This is a genomic window from Mycobacterium sp. 1164966.3, assembly GCF_001665395.1.
In the GTDB taxonomy this organism is placed as follows: domain Bacteria; phylum Actinomycetota; class Actinomycetes; order Mycobacteriales; family Mycobacteriaceae; genus Mycobacterium.
The window spans coordinates 47,089-66,182 of the sequence record NZ_LZSG01000026.1 but is presented as its reverse complement, the minus strand read 5'-3'; the positions used below and the strand labels follow the sequence as shown (position 1 = coordinate 66,182).

The following is a 19,094-nucleotide window of genomic DNA, read 5'->3' as shown; positions in this document are numbered from 1 at the left end:
GGCCCGGGGGGCTTTGGCGCACGGGCTGCTGTGGAACCGGCCCGCCGATTTGCGGTGGCGATCCGGGCACCTCTCCGCGCGGCGGGATAGCCGGCCGCGGCGGTGATTGCAGCGGCGGAAGCTGTACCACCGGCGGGCGTGCCGCCGGCTCGGGACGCGGTGCAAGAAGTGGCGGTATGGGAACTGGAACCACTACTGGAACTGGCACTACCGGAGGCGCGGGAGCCGGAGCCGCCGGCGCCGGAATGGGAGCGGCGGGAACCGGTGCCGCGGGAGCCGGAACAGCAGGTGCCGGAGCGGCAGGCGCGGGAGCCGGAGCCGCCGGAGCCACCACGGGGTTCAGCGGCTTGGGCGCGGGCGCCTGCGCGGGCATTTCGACCTTCGGCTGGGCGGCGGGCACCTCGGCTGGCGTCGGTGCAGGAGCCTGCTGCGTCGGCACGATGAGGTTCTGGTCGGGAGCGGGCTGCAAAGCAACCACATCCTTGCGAATGTTGACCGCCGTCGCTATCTCCAGCGCTACGACGGCGGCGATAGCGACCACCGCCACGCTGCTGCCGAGCAGTAAGACGGGCTTGCGGTGGGACCGCCTTCCGCCGGGACTGGCAACGGGTTTGATGACGACGGTCGGGGTGTCGGCGTCGTCGTCGGGCACTGCGCTGTAGGCGAGCTCGTCGCCCATGGGGACATCGGGCACCTTCAGGTAGTCAGGGAGCACCGACGGGTTCACCGCACCGGTGCCGGGGTCCAGTGAGTACGCCAGCGCGGCGGTCGAGGACGCGAACAACGGCGCGTTCGCCGACGCTAGCGCCGCCCCCCGGGCCAGCGCGGTGCCCGGCTCCTCCGGCACGTTCACGGCAAGCGAAGTCGCCGCCTCCAAATGCGGCTTGAGCGGCGCGACGTCGACGCCGGAACCGATCACGAACACGCCGCCGACCGCGGATCCCAGCCTCTCGAGCCCGACCACCATGTTGACCAGGTCCGCGAGAGCGGTCCGGCTGGAAGCCCGGATGTCTGAGATGGAACCGTCGGCTGTTTCGACGACGGCCAGCGTGGCGCTGTCGGGCTCCACGAAAAGCACTGCGGTGCGCTCGTAACCCGTTGCGGCGCCGACCGATTGCGTCAGGGCGGCCGCGGCCAGGAAGGCCGAGACCAGCATCACGTTCTTGACCTTGTGTGCCGCCAGCGCGTCGCGCAGAGCGTGGGCCTCCAGCTGGTCGGTCCATGCCACGCCGATGGAAGTCAACCGCAAGCCGGCGTCGTTCGCACCTTCTCGGGTACCGAGAATGGCGGCAATGGCGTGGCCGGACGCGCTGGTGGCCGGGTCATCGGCCGCGACAACGCCGATCTCGTCCTCTTCGACCGTGGCGCCGTCCGCGTTTTCACCTTCTACCAGGACCATCTGGATGGACGACGGTGCCATCGACATCCCGAGCACGATATTCAAGACCCCTCCAAAGGCTTTGCTGTGGCCGTTGGCTGCGCGGAGGAGAAAAGCGCAGACCATCTAAGTATCGCGCAGAGCGGTTGTGTTGGCACCCCGGCGGAGCTATGTAGATCGTATGAAGTTCTGGTAGGAGCGCGACGGCGTCGGACCGCGCTGCCCCTGGTACTTCGACCCGACACGTGAACTGCCATAAGGATGTTCAGCCGGGCTGGTCAACCGCAGAATGCACAGCTGACCGATCTTCATGCCCGGCCACAGAGTGATCGGCAGGTTCGCGACGTTGGACAGCTCCAGCGTGATGTGACCGCTGAAACCCGGGTCGATGAAGCCCGCGGTCGAGTGGGTCAGCAGGCCCAGCCGACCCAGGGAGGATTTGCCTTCCAGGCGCCCGGCGAGGTCGTCGGGCAGGCTGAACAGCTCCAGCGTCGACCCGAGCACGAACTCGCCGGGATGCAGCACGAACGGTTCTCCGTCGATGGGTTCGACCAGGCTGGTCAGCTCGTCCTGCTGCTTTGCGGGATCGATGTGGGTGTAGCGCGTGTTGTTGAACACCCGGAACAGGCTGTCCAGCCGCACGTCGATGCTGGACGGCTGCACCAAAGCGTCGTCGAACGGGTCGATGCCTACCCGCCCTGCGGCGATTTCGGCCCTGAGGTCACGATCGGAGAGCAGCACGCGACGAGCCTATCGCCCTGATAGCGAACAGCCCGGGCTCAGCGCAGGTAGATTTCCTGGCCGGTCGGATATCCACCGCCGGTGGTGGTGACGTGGACGTGGTCATAGTGGCCGAGGCGGCTGGGCTGCGATCCGCCTGGCGTGTAGTAGACGCCGCGCCAGATCGCGTCCTGCATCCCGAACCGATCCGCGTTAGCCAGCACGAACGCGACGATCCGGTCACCAAGTTCGATGCCCTCAGCGCTGCTCGGATTTGGAATCATGACGTCAATCGCCAAGCCGTTGGGGTGCCAGGGCAGCGCGTCGGGCCGACAGCCGCCGATTTCGTGAATCTCGGGAAAGGCTTCGCTGATGGCGCGGGCCGCCAAGATCGTCCTTACTTGTAGACCGCGCTCCGAGGCGACACCGGCGGACAAGAAGCGTGATCCGATCCGCAATCTCGACGCCGCTGTGAATTCGCCCTCATTATCCATTCCTGGTGCGGCATTGGACATATTCCGTTTCGGGGCAATCGATGCCGCCACTATCTGCGCGCTACGGGGAGCATCGTCGACGACGGTTGCCGGCTTGGCAGCGACGTGGTTGGGACCTGCGTGAACGTTCCCTGCCGCAGCCAAGAAGGCGGCGGCTGGCCCGAGTGCCAGAGCGAGGCGCAGCGACGGATTTCGACGCTTCTTGGGTAATGAGTGCCTGCCCACCCGATGGAGGATACGAGATCACGGCGAAATAACGAAACGATAACGTCGCGCACTTGGAATTGGCCGACTGCTATTAGGCGTGTGTAAGAACTAATCGGATTGCTTAATTAGGGCGATTTGAGGCGTTGCGGGCGGCGGGCGACACCCGCCGAGGCCTCCTCGTCGGGTCGACGGCGGATGCTAGCCTTCTGTGTCGAGCGCGCCGATGTAGTTCAATGGCAGAACATCAGCTTCCCAAGCTGAATACGCGGGTTCGATTCCCGTCATCGGCTCCACCTTGACCAGGGCATTCGCCCCGTTGCTATTCCCGGCCACGGCGGGCGGCCCCGTAACGGTCCCGTGCCATCGAAGAGTAGGTTGCCGGGACAGTGTTGAGGGAGACGGTTGCAGCCCCATTGAGGGCCTAGAACTTGACCGCAAGGTCTTGGGCTCGCCAGCCTGGCACACCCCGAGCGTCGGAGTTGCCGCCGATCCAGTGCGCTGGAAAAGAGATGGCCAGCCTAGGCAACAGACCGCACGTCAACTTCCCTGCTCAGGACGGGTGCGGTTGGGTCATAGTCCAGCGTGAAGCCAGGACGTCGCAAATGGTGCGTTGCTCGATCTCATTCAGGTCATGCATCAGGAGTCCTTCGACGGTGAAGATGCCGATCATCACTTCGGCTTCCACAGTCGACGTTGAGACTCCCGCAGTCTCCAATTCGTAACGGAACATACTGCCGGTGATCAGATGGAAGTTTCGATGCCACTCGGCAATGGAGGCCGAATGTTCGACGCGGGCGTGCACGGTCGTCACTAGGCGGCTCATCTGGTGTAACTGGCGAACCACCCATAGCACCCGAGCCGGGATCGGTTCGGTCGCAACTTGTTGGTACTGCGGCCAGATGTCGGCCATGACGGAGTCGAGCACAGCGATTAAAACGTCGTCCTTATCCCCGAAATACCAGTAGATGGTGTTCGGTGCCACCCCGGCCTCCTTCGCCAGCCGACTCATCGGGGTGGTGTCGTAGCCAGCGTCGATGAACAGCCGTCGTGCTGCCGCGACAATTTCTGCACGCTTCTCTTCGGCGGCCTGAGGGCGTTTGTTCCGTGCCATCATTCCCTCTGCGTCGACTAGATCACACTTTGTTGAACGACATTCAAGAACCGGTTAGCTTTTGTTGAACGTCATTCAAGATACCCGATGGAGACCCCGACGATGAACCAACCACGCGGCTACGTCCGGCACGACGTCACTTTTATGTCCGAGGGCACGACTTGTGCGGCGTGGCTGTACCGGCCTAATGGCGCTGAGAACCCGCCCATCGTCGTACTGGCCCACGGGTTCGCCGCCTTCCGCGAACTGCGCCTGGACGCCTACGCCGCACGACTCGCCCAGGCGGGTTATGCCGCCCTGGTGTTCGACTACCGACACTGGGGTGCCAGCGAAGGACAACCCCGTCGCATCCTTGACATCGCCAAACAGCACGCTGATTGGCGGGCCGCCATCGCCTACGCCCGCAGCCTGGACGGTGTCGACCCCACCCGGGTCGTGGCCTGGGGTTCCTCTTTCGGCGGTGGTCACGTTCTCAACTTGGCCGCCCACGACCACGGTCTCGCAGCCGCTATCGTCCAGGTCCCCCACGTCAGTGGCCCAGCGTCGACCTTTACCCAATCCCCAAAACTGGTAGCGCGGTTGATCCTCGCCGGCCTGCGCGACCAAATCGGCGCATGGCTCGGGCGCCCGCCCTACCGGACAGCAGCCATCGGCTACCCAGGTGACGTCGCGATGATGACCTCCCCGGGGGCCGCCGAGCTCGTCGAGCGGATGGCCGGGGACAAGCGCGAAGAACTACTCGCCGAGAACGACGTCGCCGCCCGCATCGTGTTGCGGATCCCGTTCTACTCACCGGGACGCAAGGTCGCAAACATCACCGCGCCGACCCTGGTGCAGCTAGCAAAACGTGATGACGTGACGCCGTACGCGAAAGCCCAGAAGATCGTGGCCCGGATCCCCCGCGGTGATGTCCGCTCATATGACTGCGCGCACTTCGAGCCGTACCTGGACCCGCACTTCGACGGGATAGTGACCGACCAGATCGACTTCCTAAATCGCCACGTCCCACTGGTGTGACCCCAACGCGCCAGGCTGCGTCTCGATCCAGGAGACACCCCACCGCCGCAGCACACTACACATGCGCACCCCCGATCCGTCGGCCATGGTGGCCGACGCCTACCAGTAAGGAACACCCACCCATGAACACGACCCGACGTGCCGCCCTGATTACGGGGGCATCTGCCGGCATTGGAGCGGCCTTCGCTCGCCACCTCGCCACTGAGGGCTACGACGTGCTGCTCGTCGCCCGGCGCGCCGAGCGTCTCGAAGAACTGGCCACCCAAATACACCAACAGCACGGCGTGCGCGCCGAAGTATTCGCCGCCGACCTCACCGATCCCGCTGCCCCTGCTGCGATCATCAGCCGCGCAACCGAACTGGGCCTACCCATCGACGTGCTTATCAATAACGCAGGACTTTCGGCGAGCACCAAATTTTCCGACACACCATGGGACTCGGTCGCCGGAGAACTTCAACTCATGGTCACTGCAGTGACCGAATTGATTCACCGAGCCATCCCCGGCATGAAGCAACGAGGCTGGGGACACATCATCAACCTGTCCTCACTCGCTGCGATGTCCCCGCCGGGAGAAGGGCTGCTGTACACCGGCATCAAGTCCTACGTACTGAACATGTCCCAATCCCTCGACATGGAACTCAAACCCCACGGCATCCATGTCACCGCGCTCTGCCCTGGCTTCACTCACAGCGAGTTCCACGACGTGATGGGCACCCGCGATGCTGCCGACCGACTGCCGAGCTTCATGTGGCAACAGCCTGAACCCGTTGTGCGCGAAGGATGGGCCGCCGTGACCAGCGGCAAGCCCGTCTGCATACCGGGCACCGTCAACAAGCTCACAGCCGCCGCCATACGACCAGTCCCACAGCGCATTCAGTACTTCCTGGGCCGCACGCTCAATCCTTTTAAGTAGATCAACTCCAAGTCGCTGGTCGCGTTATGGGCGGCGTCTGAGCGTGCAGCGGCACAACATTTTCGCTGTAGGTCGGCTTGGGGGTTCACTTCTTAGGGCGCTGTTGCTTCGCCGACCGCTTCGGTTGCTGTCGCTGGCCACGCCGCTGATTTTGATTGCCTACTGGGTTAGGTACACCCCCCACACCCACGCGGCGGTGGCGAGCAGTGCGGCAGCCAACTCGACACCCACCGACAACGCGACACCTTTCACGGCGTGCTTCGTCGAGGTCCATGCCAGCCGCTGGTCTCCGCGGGCGGCCAGCTCCGCCACGTAGACACCCAGCACGAAGCCGATCACCAGGCCGATCACCGGGATTACGAAGAAACCAATGATGCCCACAATCGCGCCGGCTACCAGACTCAGCGTGCGCACGTCGGCGGCCCGCATCCGCTTCACGGGCCAGGTGTATTTGATCAATGTCGCCACACCGAGCAGCGCGGTCACCACGCCGAGTGTCACCCACGCGGTGATGTTGTTCTCGACGACGGCCCACACCACGATCGCGCCGAACACCAGCAGCGTGCCCGGCAGTAGCGGCACCACGATGCCGATAATTCCGACGGCGATCGCGAGTGCTACGAGGACGATGCCGGCAGCACTCATGTTCTCAACGTATCTCGAGTGGCCGCTGCCAGGGATCATCCCTACGGGCCCATGCCGCGTCAGGCGCTGATCGTTGCCGGGACGCGAACATCTCTGCGTAGAAATCGTGCCACATAGGATCGAGGTGTGACGTCACCCGATCAGGACGATGCGCTGACGGTGATGACGTTGAACATTTGGGGCGATCACCTTTGGGAGGAGCGCAAGCACGCGCTCGTCGACTGGTTCACCGAGATTCGCCCTGATGTGGTCGCGTTGCAGGAGGCGACTCGGTCACCGGAATTGTGTCAGGCGACGTGGCTGGCCGAGCAGACCGGGATGGACGCGGTGTACGCCGCCGCGTACGTGCGCTCCGGCCGCAGCGATTTCGGCAACGCGGTTCTGAGCCGCTGGCCGATCGTCGACTCGCGGTCGCTCCGGCTGACCCTGGCGGGGTCAAACATCGAGCCTCGCGGCGCGCTGACCGTCGATGTCCGCGTTCGCAACCGTCTGGTGTCGGTCACCTCAACCCACTTGTCTCACCGGTTCGACCAGGGCTGGGTGCGCCAGGCACAGGTCCGTCAGCTCGCCGACTTCGTCGTGACGGACTCTGGCGATTTCCCCCCGATTGTCTGTGGCGACTTCAACGCCCGCCCGGAATCGACCGAGGTGCTATTCATCCGCGGCCTGCACGGATCGGACGGTCACAGTCTTCACCTGTTCGACGCCTTCGAAGTGACCCATCCCGGTGAGCTTGGCTTCACCTGGAACAACACCAACCCGTACACGGCGCAGGACCCGACACCGGATCAGCGCATCGACTACATCTTCGTAGGCGTGCCCATCACTGACGGCGCGGGCAAGGTGCTCGACGCGGCCGTCGTATGCGACGCGCCGCGCCGCGGTGTCTGGCCCAGCGATCATTTCGGTGTCGTCGCCCAATTAGCGTGCCCTGCCCCGCAATAATCGGGCCGAACCATTTTGCGTCCGAGAAACCGCCAGCATTCCCAAGCTGATACGCGAGTTCGATTCCCGTCATCGGCTCCTTGCCCAGGGGGTTTCGCCCCTCTGTTTCAGGGCACAGGGTCGCCGGTCCCCTAACTGTCCCTGCCGTTCCCGCGTCTAGGGTGCTGTATCTCGGCGTCTGTCGTTCTGCCTCGGGTCGATGACCGCGCAAATACCATCCACTACAAGCGATCGCAGTGTCGCCACCCCATTCAGCCAGGCCAGTGGAGCAAAGATGGTCCCAAAGGTGAAGGTTTCGGCCGATCTGATGAGCGGAGACGTGGACGAGCGATACGGGAAGGTGGCCGACGCCTTTCGTCGCAACCTAAGCAGCGGCCAAGAGGTCGGGGCCGCCTTCGCCGTCTATCGCGACGGGCGCAAAGTCGTTGATCTATGGGGCGGATTCCGCAATGGGGTCACCATGGCACCGTGGCAGCACGACACCGTCGTCAACGTGTTCTCTACCACGAAAGGTGTTGCGGCGCTTGCCGTTGCGCTGGCCGCCTCGCGAGGGCTGCTCTCCTACGACGCCAAAGTTGCCGACTACTGGCCGGAGTTCGCACAGGCCGGCAAGGACACGGTCACGGTGCGGCAACTGCTGTCACATCAAGCCGGACTGTCCGCGATCAAGCCGCCACTCACCCTGACCGACTTGGCCGAGCCAACGAGGATGTCGCCCAAGCTCGCAGCCCAGGCGCCCGCGTGGACCCCTGGGACGAGGCACGGCTACCACGGCTGGACGCTCGGCTGGTATGAAGCCGAACTTATCCGCCGAGTCGACCCGGCGGGCCGCACCCTGGGCCGGTTCTTCTCCGATGAGATCGCCGAACCGCTGGGGCTGGACTTCTGCATCGGGCTGCCGACCTCAGTGAACCGCGACCGGGTAGCGCACTTGCATATGTGGTCCCCGTACAAGATGCTGCTGCACCTCAACACGATGTCGCCGGCTTTCGTGCTTTCGGGGCTGCTGAATCCGTTGGGGCTGCCGGCCCGGTCGTGCCGCATCGCCAAAGGGTTCAGAGTTCCGCAAGACTTCAACCGCGAGGAAGTGCGGGTGCTCGAAATTCCCTCCGGGGGAGGCATCGGCACCGCCCGCTCGATCGCGAAGCTCTATGGGAGCGCCGCCACCGGGGGTGCTGACATCGGGTTGACTCCGGCCATCCTGGACGCACTGACAAAGCCTCCGATATCGCCTACACGCGGATTGCGCGACAAGGTCTTCCTCGTCGACACCTCGTACTCCCTCGGCTTTGCCAGGCCCATCCCAGAAAAGCTTGCCTTTGGTTCCTCGGACAAAGCGTTCGGAACGCCGGGGCTCGGCGGCTCCTTCGGGTTCGCCGATCCAGACACCGGGATCGGGTACTCCTACGCGATGAACAAGTTGGGTTTCCACGCGATAGACCCGCGAGAGTCCGCCCTGCGCAAAGCCCTCTTCGAGGATGTTCTGGGATCCAGGCCGCAAAGCTGAGTGTCGAATGCTGCCACCACTTCGGGCGCCCAGACAGGCCAGCGCCTAGCCGTCGGCTCCTACTTCCGTACCCCTCCGTAAATACGCGGGATCGATTCCCGTCATCGGCTCCTCGCCTAGCTACGCCAGCGCGGCACAAAAGTCCGGTACAAAACCGCCGGCGAGCATCACAAATGTGCCGTCAAATGGTTGACCAAACCCTGAATGAACGTCTCCATCGACTGCGCCTTCTGCGCGTAGCCGTCCGCGGCGTGGTACATCCGCGGGACAGTGATCAGCTCACACGGCACACCGCATGCACGTAGCTTCTCCGCATACGCCACGTCCTCGCCGTAGTAGAGGTCCAACTCGCCGACGCCGATCCAGGCGGGCGGAAGGCCGGACAGGTCATCGCGTCGCGCAGGCGCTGCATAAGCCGGCGCATCAGACATCCGCGGCTCTCGCCCGAGGTACGCCGTCCATGCAAACCGGTTCGATTCGGGAGTCCAGACGAGCCGGCCGCGGCCCTCGTCATCATCGTTCAGAACCGTGCGGTCGTCGAGCATCGGATACATAAGTCCCTGAGCGCGCAGTGTGAATCCCTCATCGTGGCTGCGCTGAGCGACGGCCGCCGCCAATCCGCCGCCCGCGCTTCTTCCGACGACGGCGATGCGATCGGCATCGATACCCAAGTCGTCGGCGTTCTGGCGCATCCACTGCAACGTCGCCATGCAGTCGTCAAGTGCTGCAGGGAAAGGGTTTCCAGGCGCCAAGCGGTAGTCCGGGGACACGACGACAGCACCCAACTCCCTCGCGAGCCGTCCATGAGTCACGAGCTCGAGTTGCGGAGACCCGACGATCATCCCGCCCCCGTGCAGCGCCAGCACCGCGGGCCGATTCGTTCCGTGCCCTTCAGGAGTGATGACCAGCACGCGGGTTACCGATTGGCCGACAGTCCGCGTCACGACATCGACACCAGGTCCGGGCGACATCGTGACTCGGTATGCGAGGCGGAGTACTGGCAGCGTCTTGGCCGAGTGTGTGACCGTCACAAACGGCAGCACAGGGCTGCGCAGCTCGGGCTCCACATGAGCGAGCGCATCACGCATCGCGACATACCGCCGGGCGGCCAGCGCGGCGAGCCCGCCAGCGGCGAGCGCTGCGAGCTTCTTCATGATCGAAGGCTAGCGGTGAGTTTCGGTGCCACCCGGAGCGCGTTCGCGGCGATGGTCAGGGCGGGATTGAGCGCAGCCGAGGACGGGAAAAACGAGCCGTCGACGATCCACAAGTTGGGCACGTCATGGCTGCGACACCAGGGGTCGAGGACGCTGTCGCGAGCGTCGGCGCCGGCGACCGCGGTTCCACACATGTGGCCATTGGCGGTTATGCCTTTGCGCTCGGTCACGGTGATCGGGTAACCCGCCTTCCGAACCGCGCGCGATACGCGCCTGACCAACTCGACGTGCGGTGTGACGTTGTTCGGTGTCCACTCCAAGATGGTTCTATCGCCATCGATTCGGACACGATTTTCCCGCCGCGGCAAATCCTCTGTGGTGAGGTAGAGGTCCAAGCTCCGGTCGGTCGCGAACGTCAGCGCCCATCGTGGCGCCCAGGGATGCACGCCTTTGATGTGGGCGGACTGCAGCTTTCCAAGCATCTGCAAATTGCCCAGCGGATAGGGAGTGTCCGGGCCCGCGACGTACCAGTCGTTGACTCCGAGGGTTTTCTGCCACGCGGTCCGGTTCCGCCGGAACGGACTGACGCCTACGAGAAAGGTGCTGTTGTGCACCATATAGTTGCGTCCCAGCAGCCCCGAGGAATTGGCCAGACCGTTCGGATGCGTGTCGGTGGCCGACCTCATCAGTAAAGTCGCGGAATTGACTGCACCTGCGCACACGACGAACGCATCACCTTGGATCAGAATGGGCTGCCCGTTCACGACAGCCTGAGCGGCGACCACCCGTGAGCCGTCCCGTTGGGTGAGCAACCGGTCCACCCGTGTGTCGATGAGGATGCGCACATTCCCCGAGCGCAGGGCTGGTCGCAGGGCGCGGTTCTCTGCGTCGCTCTTTGCGCCCTGGACGGGCAGGCCGTCCGCTGCCTCGACCGCTCGCCGATCGTCCATGGTCTGCACGTTCATGCCGCAGGACATGTGATAGGGGTGCAGCCCCTGACGTTTCAACGAGCCCGCGAAACGCTCCACCGCGGGCTCATGGTCCAGCGCCGGATAGGGAAAGTCGCAGGAGCGGGGTGGTTCAGTGGGATCTTCGCCTGTCCGGCCATGTACTTCGTAGAGCGTTTCCGCCGCGCAGTAGTAGGGCTCCATATCGCCGTAACTGAACGGCCACTTAGGTGAGATGCCGTCGTAGTGCTGCACTTCTTCGAAGTCCGTGCGCCGAAAGCGGGACAGGCTGGCTCCATAGAACTTGGTATTGCCGCCCACCCAGTAGTGCACGCCGGGGTCGAACGGCTGTCCGGTGTGTCCGTCGAACCATGGTTCGGCGGTCTTATAGCGCTTCTTGATAAACATCTCTTCGACACTTGCGTTTTCCGGTTCGCGTGGAAGAAAGTGCCCGCGCTCGACGACCAGTACAGACAATCCGGAGTCCTTGAGCGCCCATGCCACGGTGGAGCCGCCCATTCCCGAGCCGATGATCACGACGTCGGCAGCAAAGGTGTCGCTGTCCGCGGGTCGCACGATGGCAGTTGACGGTAGCGGCTCAGTTCCGTCCGAACCACCGGGCGCAACAGTCATCGGGGAGCCATCCTTCGGTCGGCGGGCCGTGAAGGATCGTAGACGTAAGTTTTCCGCTCGCAGGCCGAAAAGCGCGATTGCGGTGTGACCGTTAGCTCGACGTACGAGATCTCTGGCAGCGGTGTCGTGACACTGTTCGAACAGGCCTCGGCGCACGGACGCCGGCTGAGCCGGAATCTTTGAGTGAAAACTTCGCCTGAGTGGGTATCAGGAGAAATGGGGGAGATACTGGCTTACACCACACCGGCCCTTGGGCATCTTTATCCAATCTGTGCGTTGCTTATCGAGCTACGCGGCCGAGGTCACAACATCGCGCTGCGGACATTAAAAGCCGGCGTTGAGACCGGTCGCGAACTCGGGTTCGCCACGCAGGCCGTCGATCAGCGGATCGAGGCAATTTCCCGGCATGACGAGAAGGCTCCAAATCTGCGTGCCGCCATGAAGCTCGCGTTCGATACCTTCGCCAAGCGGGCCGAGTTCGAAGTCGGCGACCTGCGTGCCGCGATCGTCGACGTGCGGCCTGATGTGCTGATCATCGACTCGAATTGCGGCGGCGCAGCTTCAGTGGCAGATGTCAGCGGCATACCCTGGCTGTCCTTTTGGCCGTTCACCCCCTACCTCCGGTCGCGCGGTATGCCCCCGTTCGGTCCAGGCTTGCGGCCGTGGCCCGGCCTGATCGGACGCTTGCGTGACGAGGCTTTGCGTCCGTTGATAACGGGATTTATCGAGAAGCCAATGCTCCCGCGGCTGAACAAGCTCCGTGCCGAGGTCGGGGCCGCACCAGTGGACTCTGGTGACGCCTACTTGCGGCGAGCACCGCTGATGCTGGTCGCGGGGGGCGAGCCGTTTGAGTATCCTCATCCCGACTGGGGTGAGTCTGTTCAGATGATCGGTCCGTGCTCCTTCGACCCTGCCCCCCACTCTGCTCCAGACTGGCTGGACCGCATCAACCGCGACATCGTGCTGGTGTCGACATCCTCGGAACGCGGGCGGGAAACCAATCTGGCCCAATTGACGATGCTCGCTCTTGCCGACGAGCCGCTCCATGTGATCGCGACCTTTCCCGCCGGGATACCCGACAATCTCACGGTGCCGCCGAATGCGACGGTCCGCGAGTTCGTGCCGCACAGTGTCGTGCTGGAGCGCGCTGTCTGCGCCGTGACGCATGGCGGAATGGGTGCTACTCAAAAAGCCCTCGAGCGCGGGGTGCCGGTGTGTGTGGTGCCGCAAGCGCGCGATCAATTCGAGGTCGCCCGCCGGGTCGAAGTTGCTCGCTGCGGAACGCGCCTACCGAATAGGAAGCTGACCACGGCCCGCTTACACGCCAAGGTGCGTCAGGCGATCACCATGTCCGCCGGAGCGCGCCGCGTGGCTCAGGGGTACGCCGCGACCGGCGGCGTCGCGCGCGGCGCCGACCTCATCGAGCAACGACTGCTCGGCCAGTCGTCGCTATTGCGTGTCCACCCTGCCCGCGATCTGACCGGCGATGTTCACGGCTAGATTCCGGCCGAATGGTGGTGTCACCGCCAAGCACGGTGTGACCGCGTACTTGCGCATGTCGCAGCCTTGATGCAGCAAACGAGCACGCGAGTCTCAGGAGGGCCCTACAGTACGTTTCGTCAGTCGAAAAAACGTCAGACGACGACACAGGCGAAGGAGAACTGTGAAGCAAAAGTTCCTGGGAGTCGTTGGCGGCGTGGCGATCATGGCTGGGTCCCTGGCTGCGTGCGGTGGCGGGGGCCACTCGAGCACAACCCAGAGCACAGGTGCCCCTGCTCCAGGGACAGCGAAGCTGGTAGTCGATGGCAAGGACCAGAAAGCGCAGGGACCGGTTGAATGCCCAGCGCGTGAGGGCATTATCGACATCAAAATCAGAGGATCCGACAGTGGCATCGGCGCTGCCGTAACGCAAGGCGATAACCCGGTCGTCAACTATGTGGGAGTGGGCACGTTCGATGGCGTGTCGATGGGGTACTTGCGCAGCGTAGACCCCACCGGCAAGGCAGACGCCACCAAGAACGGCAACACCTACAAGATCAGCGGCGTCGCGACGGGTCGCAATATGACCGACCTGGCCAACCCGGGACCGATGGTGAGCAAGCCGTTCGAAATGACGGTGACCTGTCCGTAGCCGTCTACAACCGGAGGGTGACACCCATCATCCAAAGGGTGTCGCATTTGTTCCTCGAGCTGAATACGCGGGGTTCGATTCCTGTCATCGGCTGCGCGAAGCACCAGGGTTTCAGGTCGATCCCGCCTTGGGTTCTATCGCGAAGCGGACGATCGTCGTCTTGGCTGCCGCATCGAACAGCTCTTGCTGGTCCGGCTGACGATCTGCCGGTAGGCCTAGCATCAGTCCCCTTGCGGCTCGAGGTCCATTGCGCTTGGCGAACTCACCGAGCATGCTTGCCTTCTGCTCGAGTTGCCGGATTACGGTTGGCTGCGCAGCGAACCAGTGGCGCTTGATGAGTACCTCCACATTTCGCGCACCGCCGAACGTCTTGGGCCAGTTGGCAGAGCTCAGAATGATTATGTCGCCGTCATCCCAAGGGAAATAGCCGGTAGCGAAGCTGTACCGCTTGCCCGTCTTGCCGCCTGTGTAGCTCAAGAGCATCAAGCGACCGCTGGCTAGCGAGTGAAATGGTGATTTAAGCAAAGGCCGAACGACCGTATTGGCGCGAGCGAAGAACTTGGCGAGGCGCGCCGGATCGTCGAACATCAACCTGCTCCCGTTTCGTGGCTAACCGCTTCGGCCAATGCTCGCGTAGTGCGCACGAGTACGCGAATCAAGCTCACAGGCATCCCTGCCCTGCGATCTCGTCGGCGCGGCCGAAAACCTATCAGAGCCAAGGTTTTCCACCCATCCTCAGTGGCGATGCATCGTTTTGTACGCCATGAAGAAGTAGTAGCCGAGAAACGCTGCCACGAACACCACGATGATCACCGCCGTGGCCACCCAACTACTCCGGCTGGGCTGCGGCCGGTAATCCGGCGCGCACGTGGTTACGGGAATGCCCAGAGCGGTCAGGATTTCGCCGGCGGGGCCCTCACCGCCTGGATCGATATTCAGCTGGCCGCTCCGAGTCATCATTTCGAGCGTCAAGGGGTACGCCGGCGTCGTGATGCTGAACCGGTACGGACCCATCGACGATCCGTAGCCGCCCGAGTAGCGGTGCGTCTTCTTGTCGAAAGCAGGCCGGATGTATGCCTGCGTGATGTCCTCGCGCCGTGCCAGCGGAGCGTTGTCGACGTAGATGCCGGTCTGGTCGACGTACAAATTGACGGGAACCAGCTTCGGCTTGAACGAGCGCGACAACGCCGCCGGGTACACAGCGAGCATCGCCCCGGCGCCGACGTATGCGGCGTAGCGCTTGTAACCTGCGGGCAGCAGAAGCACCGCCACAACGGTCAGCAGCAGTATGCCGCCGCCGACGAACCAGAACACCCGTCGGGTCTGGGATTGATTCTGCAGCAGTGTCGCCGGCCCTTGATACATGGACCACGGAGTTTACGCGCGTACCGGCACTTGCGACGCCCACTGCCTGCCGTCAGCACAGGTGGAAGTCTTTGACAGCCACATTCCGGGCACGGTCGGCGAAGTCCTTGCCGGAAAACGGCAGCTGCGTGACGACTTTGCCGCTCGGATGACGAAAATAGTTGTCGCAAGCCAGCCAGACCTTGCCCTGCATCGCCGCTTGAAGCTCGGCGTTGTACGCGTCCTGCGCTTCGCGTTTCACTTCGATCGCGCTGGCTCTGCGCTCAGCCATCAAGTCCAGCAGGCGCCGGACGAGGTCGGACTGGACCTCGTGGATATACAGAATTGAGTTGACGCCGTTGGTGTTTGGACCGTACAGAACGAATAAGTTCGGATATCCGGCGACGAGGGTGCCCAGGTAAGCCTCAGCGCCTTCGCGCCAATCGTCGCGGAGCCGCCGCCCACCGCCGCCGTAGACGTCGATGCTGCTGAGGTAGTCGGCGGCCTTGAAACCGGTGCCGTAGATGACCGTGTCGACCCGATGCTCGTTGCCGTCGGCAGTCAGTAGCCCATTCTCGGTGAACCGGATTATCGGCGACGTCTCCAGCCGCACGTTCGGCAGCGCGAAGGTCGGGAACCACTCGCGTGACATCAACGGGCGCTTGCACCCCGCCGGGTAGTCCGGTGTGAGTTTCGCGCGCAGCACGGGATCGGCCACCTTGCGCATCAGGTAGCTGTACGCGAGCTCGGTGGCTTCGCGGATCTGGTCGGACTCGGCGTCGAAGCTTGATGCCTCGTACGCGTTCCAGACTTCGTCACGGATTTTCTGCGCCTCGCGCGGGTCGCGCTCGAACAGCTCTTGCTGCTCGGGTGTGTACGGAAAATCGAATCGCGGCGCCACCCAGATCGCGGAGCGCTGAAACACGGTGAGGTGCGTGGTTTCTGGCGCAATTGCCGGAACGTACTGGATCGCACTGGCCCCGGTGCCGATCGATGCGACGCGCTCACCGGCGGTCGAACGACTGTGGTCCCACCGCGACGAGTGAAATGCGCGACCACGGAACGTCTCCGCGCCGGGTATCGCTGGAATGTTCGGTACGTCAAGCATTCCCACCGCACTGACCACCACATCGAAGTCGTGCTCGGAGCCGTCGTCGGTAGTCAGCGTCCAGCGGTGCTCGCGGTCCGACCATTGCATCGTGTCGATCCGCGTGTTGGCGCGCAGGTGCCGGTCAAGCCCGCCTTTGATCGCCACCGCTTCGAGGTAGTCCAGAATCTCGGGCTGGTTCGCATACGTCTTGCTCCACCTCGGGTTGAGCGCGAACGAATACGAGTACAGGTGCGACGGCACATCGCACGCCGCGCCGGGAAACGTGTTGTGCCGCCACGTCCCGCCGAACCCGTCGGCACGGTCGAAGATCGTGAAATCGCCTTCACCCCAACCACTGTCGAGAAGTTGAATAGCCATCGCGATGCCACCGGCGCCCGCGCCGATGACCGCGACTCGCGGTTTCACGGCCACTGCGCAAAGTACGGTCGCTCGGGCCTGCTCTTCTCCACGAGAATGAACACCACTCCCCACGGGTCGACGAACCATGTGGTGCGCACCCGGGCGACATCCGCGACGCCATCGACGAGAAATCGCACACCCTTGCTTTCCAATTCCGCCCGGGTGGCTTCGACGTCGTCGCAAATCAATCCGACGTGCGACAGGCCGAAGTCCGTGAGGGCCGCGTTGCTCCGCTGCTCGGTTCCCTCGGCACCCAGATACTCGATCACCTCGAGCACCCGGTCGCCGTAACCGTCGAAGCCGACAATCGCCGCCTTCATCGTGGGGTCCGCGACCAGTTGACCCATGTCGTCGCGGATCGCGTCGCCGTCCATCACGTACGGCGGCGAGAGCACCCGCATGCCCAGCACGTCCCGGTAGAACGCCACTGCGGCCTCGCAGTCGGGCACGCACACACCGGTGTGGGCCAGACCGGTAAGCACGTTCTCACATTAGCGGCGCACCCAGGCGCTGTCAGACTGATATCCGCAAATTCGCGCGATACCGTAGCCAGATACCGCGCCGCAGCCGTTCTAAGGGGATTGTTTGAGCCAACAGGAAACCCGGAGCGACGGCTACTTCTGGACCGACCACGAAGCGGCCGGCGAACTCACGCGCTTGCGGTTGATCGAGCGGTTCAACGATCCGTCCACGCTCCGTCAGCTTGACGCGATCGGTGTCACCCAAGGTTGGCGATGCCTTGAGGTGGGTGCCGGCGCGGGGTCCGTAACGCGCTGGCTCGCTCAACGGGTAGGTTTCGCCGGGAAAGTCGTGGCCGCTGACCTCGATGTGCGGTTTCTCAGCGACATCAACGCACAAAACGTCGAGGTCCGTCGATGCGACATAACTCAAGATCCCATCGAGCCGTCGTCGTATGACCTCGTACACGCTCGAAATGTCTTGATGCATCTGCGCGATCCAGTAGCAGTGCTCCGGCGCTTGGCCACTGCGCTGAAGCCCGGTGGCTGGCTGATGATCGAAGACGTCGACAACGGCACCGTTGAGGCGGCTGACCCGGCTCATCCATTCGCCGCGGCATTTGACCGGTGCGCCCAGGCCCGGATCATGTTTTTACTGGCACGCGGCGTGATGGATCTGCGCTTCGGCCGTACCCTACCGGTCCACATGACGCGGCTGGACCTGATCGATCTGGGGAATGAGGGCGTTGCTTTGGTGGGGCCCGGTCGCAGCCCAATGTCGCAGTTGATGATTCAGTCCTTTCGGCCCGTGGATGACGCCATGGTCGCCAGCGGAGTTGTGGGGCAGTCCGACGTGTCGGACGCGCAACGCGCCCTGGAAGATCCTTCGTTTCTCTACCGGGGTGGCTTGGTGGTCGCCGCCTGGGGTCGAAAACCCAGCCGGGACGTCTAACTCTGCCCAGCGCCCTTGATCAGCGGCGTCCGCACGTCACTATTTGGAAACGCCGCGGTGCGGCGTGTCGGTGCTCCAGATTTTGCTGCTGACAATTGGCCCGGTTGTCGAAACACGACTTCGGTACGGCTATGCGGTTCCGCGCAGCAATTGCGGGACTACCTGAGCGCGAATAAGGAGGCGACGCTGATGGCGATCGTCGATTGGTTCAACATCAAAACAGTGGCCTGCGCTGGGTTGTGCGGAGCCGCTATCGCGTTGAGCCCAGACGCTGCAGCCGCACCGCTGATAACGGGCGGCCCCGCGTGTACGCACCAGCAGGCGGGCGAGGTCCCGGCCGGCGCGGGCGGACCGGCAGCTGCCGGCGGACCCATAGCTGGTGGTGGACCCGCTGCTGCCGGTGGGCCCGTAGCAGCTGGTGGGCCGGTAGCTGCCGGACCCGTAGCCGCCGGCGGACCTGTATGCGGCGCTGCTCTCACTGACATGTCTGGTATCGCACCGGTCCCGGCGGGTGTCCCAGTGGCAGTGCCCGGGCCCCTGGGGGCGCCGCTGCCGATCGTGCCGCCGGTGCCGGCGGGTGCTCCGGTGCCAGTCGCGCCGGTGATACCTGCCGGCGCTCCCCTGATCGCGCTGGGCGGTCCGGCGGCCGCTGGCGCTCCCCTGGATGCTGTGCCTGCCGCCCCGATCACTCAGATGTCCGGGGTCAAGGATGCGCCGACCGGTCCGCCGCCGGCTGGCGGTCCGGTATCCGGCCAACCGACTCAGCCCGGGCCGACCCGCTGAGGGTGGCTGTGATTCGGTTGACCCCGATATGCCGACGTTGTGACGCTGTGTAGCGGCTGAGCAACGGCGCATTCAGGCCGATACGGCGCTGGCTCGCGCGATCCATATCCCGACCGACACCAGTGGCGTCGATTGGCTGGAACTCTTGGTTCAGGTCATCGTGGCGGCGGGTGGTGTCGCCATCGTCGCAGCCGCGTGGACACGTAGACGATCGGGCATTCTGCGACGTTGACGGCTGCATCAA

19 protein-coding genes, 1 tRNA gene and 1 pseudogene are annotated in these 19,094 nt (G+C 63.9%); 10 read left to right on the top strand and 11 right to left on the bottom strand.

Translation table 11 applies throughout. The annotated features are described in order from the left end of the window. The 3 genes from A9W99_RS09435 to A9W99_RS09425 all read right to left on the bottom strand — a co-directional run. The coding region (locus A9W99_RS09435; protein WP_067376102.1) for a hypothetical protein at positions 1-1,426 on the bottom strand (1,426 nt) is incomplete at its 3' end. 120 nt (positions 1,427-1,546) lie between these two features. Continuing rightward, positions 1,547-2,119 carry a dCTP deaminase gene (dcd, locus tag A9W99_RS09430; RefSeq protein ID WP_067376100.1) on the bottom strand — a complete coding sequence of 191 codons (573 nt, stop codon included), beginning with the start codon at positions 2,117-2,119 and terminating at the stop codon, positions 1,547-1,549. 38 nt (positions 2,120-2,157) lie between these two features. Beyond that, a complete protein-coding gene (locus tag A9W99_RS09425; protein ID WP_172828841.1) occupies positions 2,158-2,817 on the bottom strand; it encodes a hypothetical protein in 660 nt (219 codons plus the stop codon). Between the two features lie 201 nt (positions 2,818-3,018). Between A9W99_RS09425 and A9W99_RS09420 the strand changes: the two genes are divergently transcribed. Then, a tRNA-Gly gene (locus A9W99_RS09420) sits at positions 3,019-3,092 on the top strand. 257 nt (positions 3,093-3,349) lie between these two features. On the opposite strand, the gene A9W99_RS09415 is transcribed toward A9W99_RS09420, so the two are convergent. Next, the gene (locus A9W99_RS09415; RefSeq protein ID WP_067376124.1) at positions 3,350-3,910 is read right to left on the bottom strand and encodes a TetR/AcrR family transcriptional regulator; all 561 of its coding nucleotides are present in this window, start codon (positions 3,908-3,910) and stop codon (positions 3,350-3,352) included. Between the two features lie 102 nt (positions 3,911-4,012). On the opposite strand from A9W99_RS09415, the gene A9W99_RS09410 reads away from it, so the two are divergent. Both A9W99_RS09410 and A9W99_RS09405 read left to right on the top strand, forming a co-directional pair. After that, complete coding sequence (locus tag A9W99_RS09410; protein ID WP_067376122.1) at positions 4,013-4,927, top strand: alpha/beta hydrolase; 915 nt, start codon at positions 4,013-4,015, stop codon at positions 4,925-4,927. A 122-nt stretch (positions 4,928-5,049) separates the two neighbouring features. Next, a complete protein-coding gene (locus A9W99_RS09405) occupies positions 5,050-5,841 on the top strand; it encodes an SDR family oxidoreductase (RefSeq protein ID WP_067376098.1) in 792 nt (263 codons plus the stop codon). Between the two features lie 159 nt (positions 5,842-6,000). Here the strand turns inward: A9W99_RS09405 and A9W99_RS09400 are convergent, their stop codons facing one another. Then, positions 6,001-6,486: a DUF456 domain-containing protein gene (locus tag A9W99_RS09400; protein WP_067376097.1), complete on the bottom strand. Its 486-nt coding sequence runs from the start codon at positions 6,484-6,486 to the stop codon at positions 6,001-6,003. A gap of 126 nt (positions 6,487-6,612) precedes the next feature. Between A9W99_RS09400 and A9W99_RS09395 the strand changes: the two genes are divergently transcribed. Next, positions 6,613-7,431 (top strand): endonuclease/exonuclease/phosphatase family protein, encoded by an 819-nt coding sequence (locus A9W99_RS09395; RefSeq protein ID WP_082929925.1) that lies wholly within the window; start codon positions 6,613-6,615, stop codon positions 7,429-7,431. Positions 7,432-7,705: 274 nt separating this feature from the next. Further along, positions 7,706-8,938 (top strand): serine hydrolase domain-containing protein, encoded by a 1,233-nt coding sequence (locus A9W99_RS09390; protein ID WP_067376096.1) that lies wholly within the window; start codon positions 7,706-7,708, stop codon positions 8,936-8,938. A gap of 167 nt (positions 8,939-9,105) precedes the next feature. Here A9W99_RS09390 and A9W99_RS09385 read toward each other — a convergent pair whose 3' ends face one another. Both A9W99_RS09385 and A9W99_RS09380 read right to left on the bottom strand, forming a co-directional pair. Then, positions 9,106-10,092 carry an alpha/beta hydrolase gene (locus tag A9W99_RS09385; RefSeq protein ID WP_067376094.1) on the bottom strand — a complete coding sequence of 329 codons (987 nt, stop codon included), beginning with the start codon at positions 10,090-10,092 and terminating at the stop codon, positions 9,106-9,108. Next, complete coding sequence (locus A9W99_RS09380) at positions 10,089-11,672, bottom strand: GMC oxidoreductase (protein WP_067376092.1); 1,584 nt, start codon at positions 11,670-11,672, stop codon at positions 10,089-10,091. Before A9W99_RS09380 ends, A9W99_RS09385 begins: the two co-directional genes overlap by 4 nt. A 216-nt stretch (positions 11,673-11,888) precedes the next feature. On the opposite strand from A9W99_RS09380, the gene A9W99_RS09375 reads away from it, so the two are divergent. After that, entirely contained in the window at positions 11,889-13,172 is a 1,284-nt protein-coding gene (locus tag A9W99_RS09375) for a glycosyltransferase (RefSeq protein ID WP_067376090.1), read from the top strand. 163 nt (positions 13,173-13,335) lie between these two features. Beyond that, on the top strand, positions 13,336-13,803 hold the full coding sequence (locus A9W99_RS09370; protein WP_067376088.1) for a lipoprotein LpqH: 468 nt from the start codon (positions 13,336-13,338) through the stop codon (positions 13,801-13,803). Between the two features lie 111 nt (positions 13,804-13,914). Here A9W99_RS09370 and A9W99_RS09365 read toward each other — a convergent pair whose 3' ends face one another. From A9W99_RS09365 to A9W99_RS09350, 4 genes are all read right to left on the bottom strand, one after another. Then, a complete protein-coding gene (locus A9W99_RS09365) occupies positions 13,915-14,391 on the bottom strand; it encodes a hypothetical protein (RefSeq protein WP_067376086.1) in 477 nt (158 codons plus the stop codon). 147 nt (positions 14,392-14,538) lie between these two features. Next, positions 14,539-15,168, bottom strand: coding sequence for a hypothetical protein (locus tag A9W99_RS09360; RefSeq protein ID WP_067376085.1), 630 nt, complete (start codon positions 15,166-15,168; stop codon positions 14,539-14,541). Between the two features lie 52 nt (positions 15,169-15,220). Continuing rightward, entirely contained in the window at positions 15,221-16,663 is a 1,443-nt protein-coding gene (locus A9W99_RS09355; RefSeq protein ID WP_253869705.1) for an NAD(P)/FAD-dependent oxidoreductase, read from the bottom strand. Then, positions 16,660-17,139 carry a VOC family protein gene (locus A9W99_RS09350; protein ID WP_067376080.1) on the bottom strand — a complete coding sequence of 160 codons (480 nt, stop codon included), beginning with the start codon at positions 17,137-17,139 and terminating at the stop codon, positions 16,660-16,662. Before A9W99_RS09350 ends, A9W99_RS09355 begins: the two co-directional genes overlap by 4 nt. A gap of 103 nt (positions 17,140-17,242) precedes the next feature. Between A9W99_RS09350 and A9W99_RS09345 the strand changes: the two genes are divergently transcribed. The 3 genes and pseudogenes from A9W99_RS09345 to A9W99_RS27175 all read left to right on the top strand — a co-directional run. Beyond that, complete coding sequence (locus tag A9W99_RS09345) at positions 17,243-18,067, top strand: class I SAM-dependent methyltransferase (RefSeq protein ID WP_067376078.1); 825 nt, start codon at positions 17,243-17,245, stop codon at positions 18,065-18,067. Between the two features lie 189 nt (positions 18,068-18,256). Beyond that, complete coding sequence (locus tag A9W99_RS09340) at positions 18,257-18,850, top strand: hypothetical protein (RefSeq protein WP_067376118.1); 594 nt, start codon at positions 18,257-18,259, stop codon at positions 18,848-18,850. Positions 18,851-18,932: 82 nt separating this feature from the next. After that, positions 18,933-19,082 (top strand): annotated as a pseudogene (locus tag A9W99_RS27175) (GlsB/YeaQ/YmgE family stress response membrane protein); the annotation flags it as partial. Positions 19,083-19,094 lie beyond the last annotated feature (12 nt).

What these genes read in the sequence shown, in the direction of transcription:
- A9W99_RS09400 (WP_067376097.1), bottom strand. Translation starts at nt 6,486, where the DNA reads ATGAGTGCTGCCGGCATCGTCCTCGTAGCACTCGCGATCGCCGTCGGA.
- A9W99_RS09340 (WP_067376118.1), top strand. Translation starts at nt 18,257, where the DNA reads ATGGCGATCGTCGATTGGTTCAACATCAAAACAGTGGCCTGCGCTGGG.
- A9W99_RS09410 (WP_067376122.1), top strand. Translation starts at nt 4,013, where the DNA reads ATGAACCAACCACGCGGCTACGTCCGGCACGACGTCACTTTTATGTCC.
- A9W99_RS09405 (WP_067376098.1), top strand. Translation starts at nt 5,050, where the DNA reads ATGAACACGACCCGACGTGCCGCCCTGATTACGGGGGCATCTGCCGGC.
- A9W99_RS09380 (WP_067376092.1), bottom strand. Translation starts at nt 11,672, where the DNA reads ATGACTGTTGCGCCCGGTGGTTCGGACGGAACTGAGCCGCTACCGTCA.
- A9W99_RS09375 (WP_067376090.1), top strand. Translation starts at nt 11,889, where the DNA reads ATGGGGGAGATACTGGCTTACACCACACCGGCCCTTGGGCATCTTTAT.
- A9W99_RS09390 (WP_067376096.1), top strand. Translation starts at nt 7,706, where the DNA reads ATGGTCCCAAAGGTGAAGGTTTCGGCCGATCTGATGAGCGGAGACGTG.
- A9W99_RS09365 (WP_067376086.1), bottom strand. Translation starts at nt 14,391, where the DNA reads ATGTTCGACGATCCGGCGCGCCTCGCCAAGTTCTTCGCTCGCGCCAAT.
- A9W99_RS09415 (WP_067376124.1), bottom strand. Translation starts at nt 3,910, where the DNA reads ATGGCACGGAACAAACGCCCTCAGGCCGCCGAAGAGAAGCGTGCAGAA.
- A9W99_RS09385 (WP_067376094.1), bottom strand. Translation starts at nt 10,092, where the DNA reads ATGAAGAAGCTCGCAGCGCTCGCCGCTGGCGGGCTCGCCGCGCTGGCC.
- A9W99_RS09360 (WP_067376085.1), bottom strand. Translation starts at nt 15,168, where the DNA reads ATGTATCAAGGGCCGGCGACACTGCTGCAGAATCAATCCCAGACCCGA.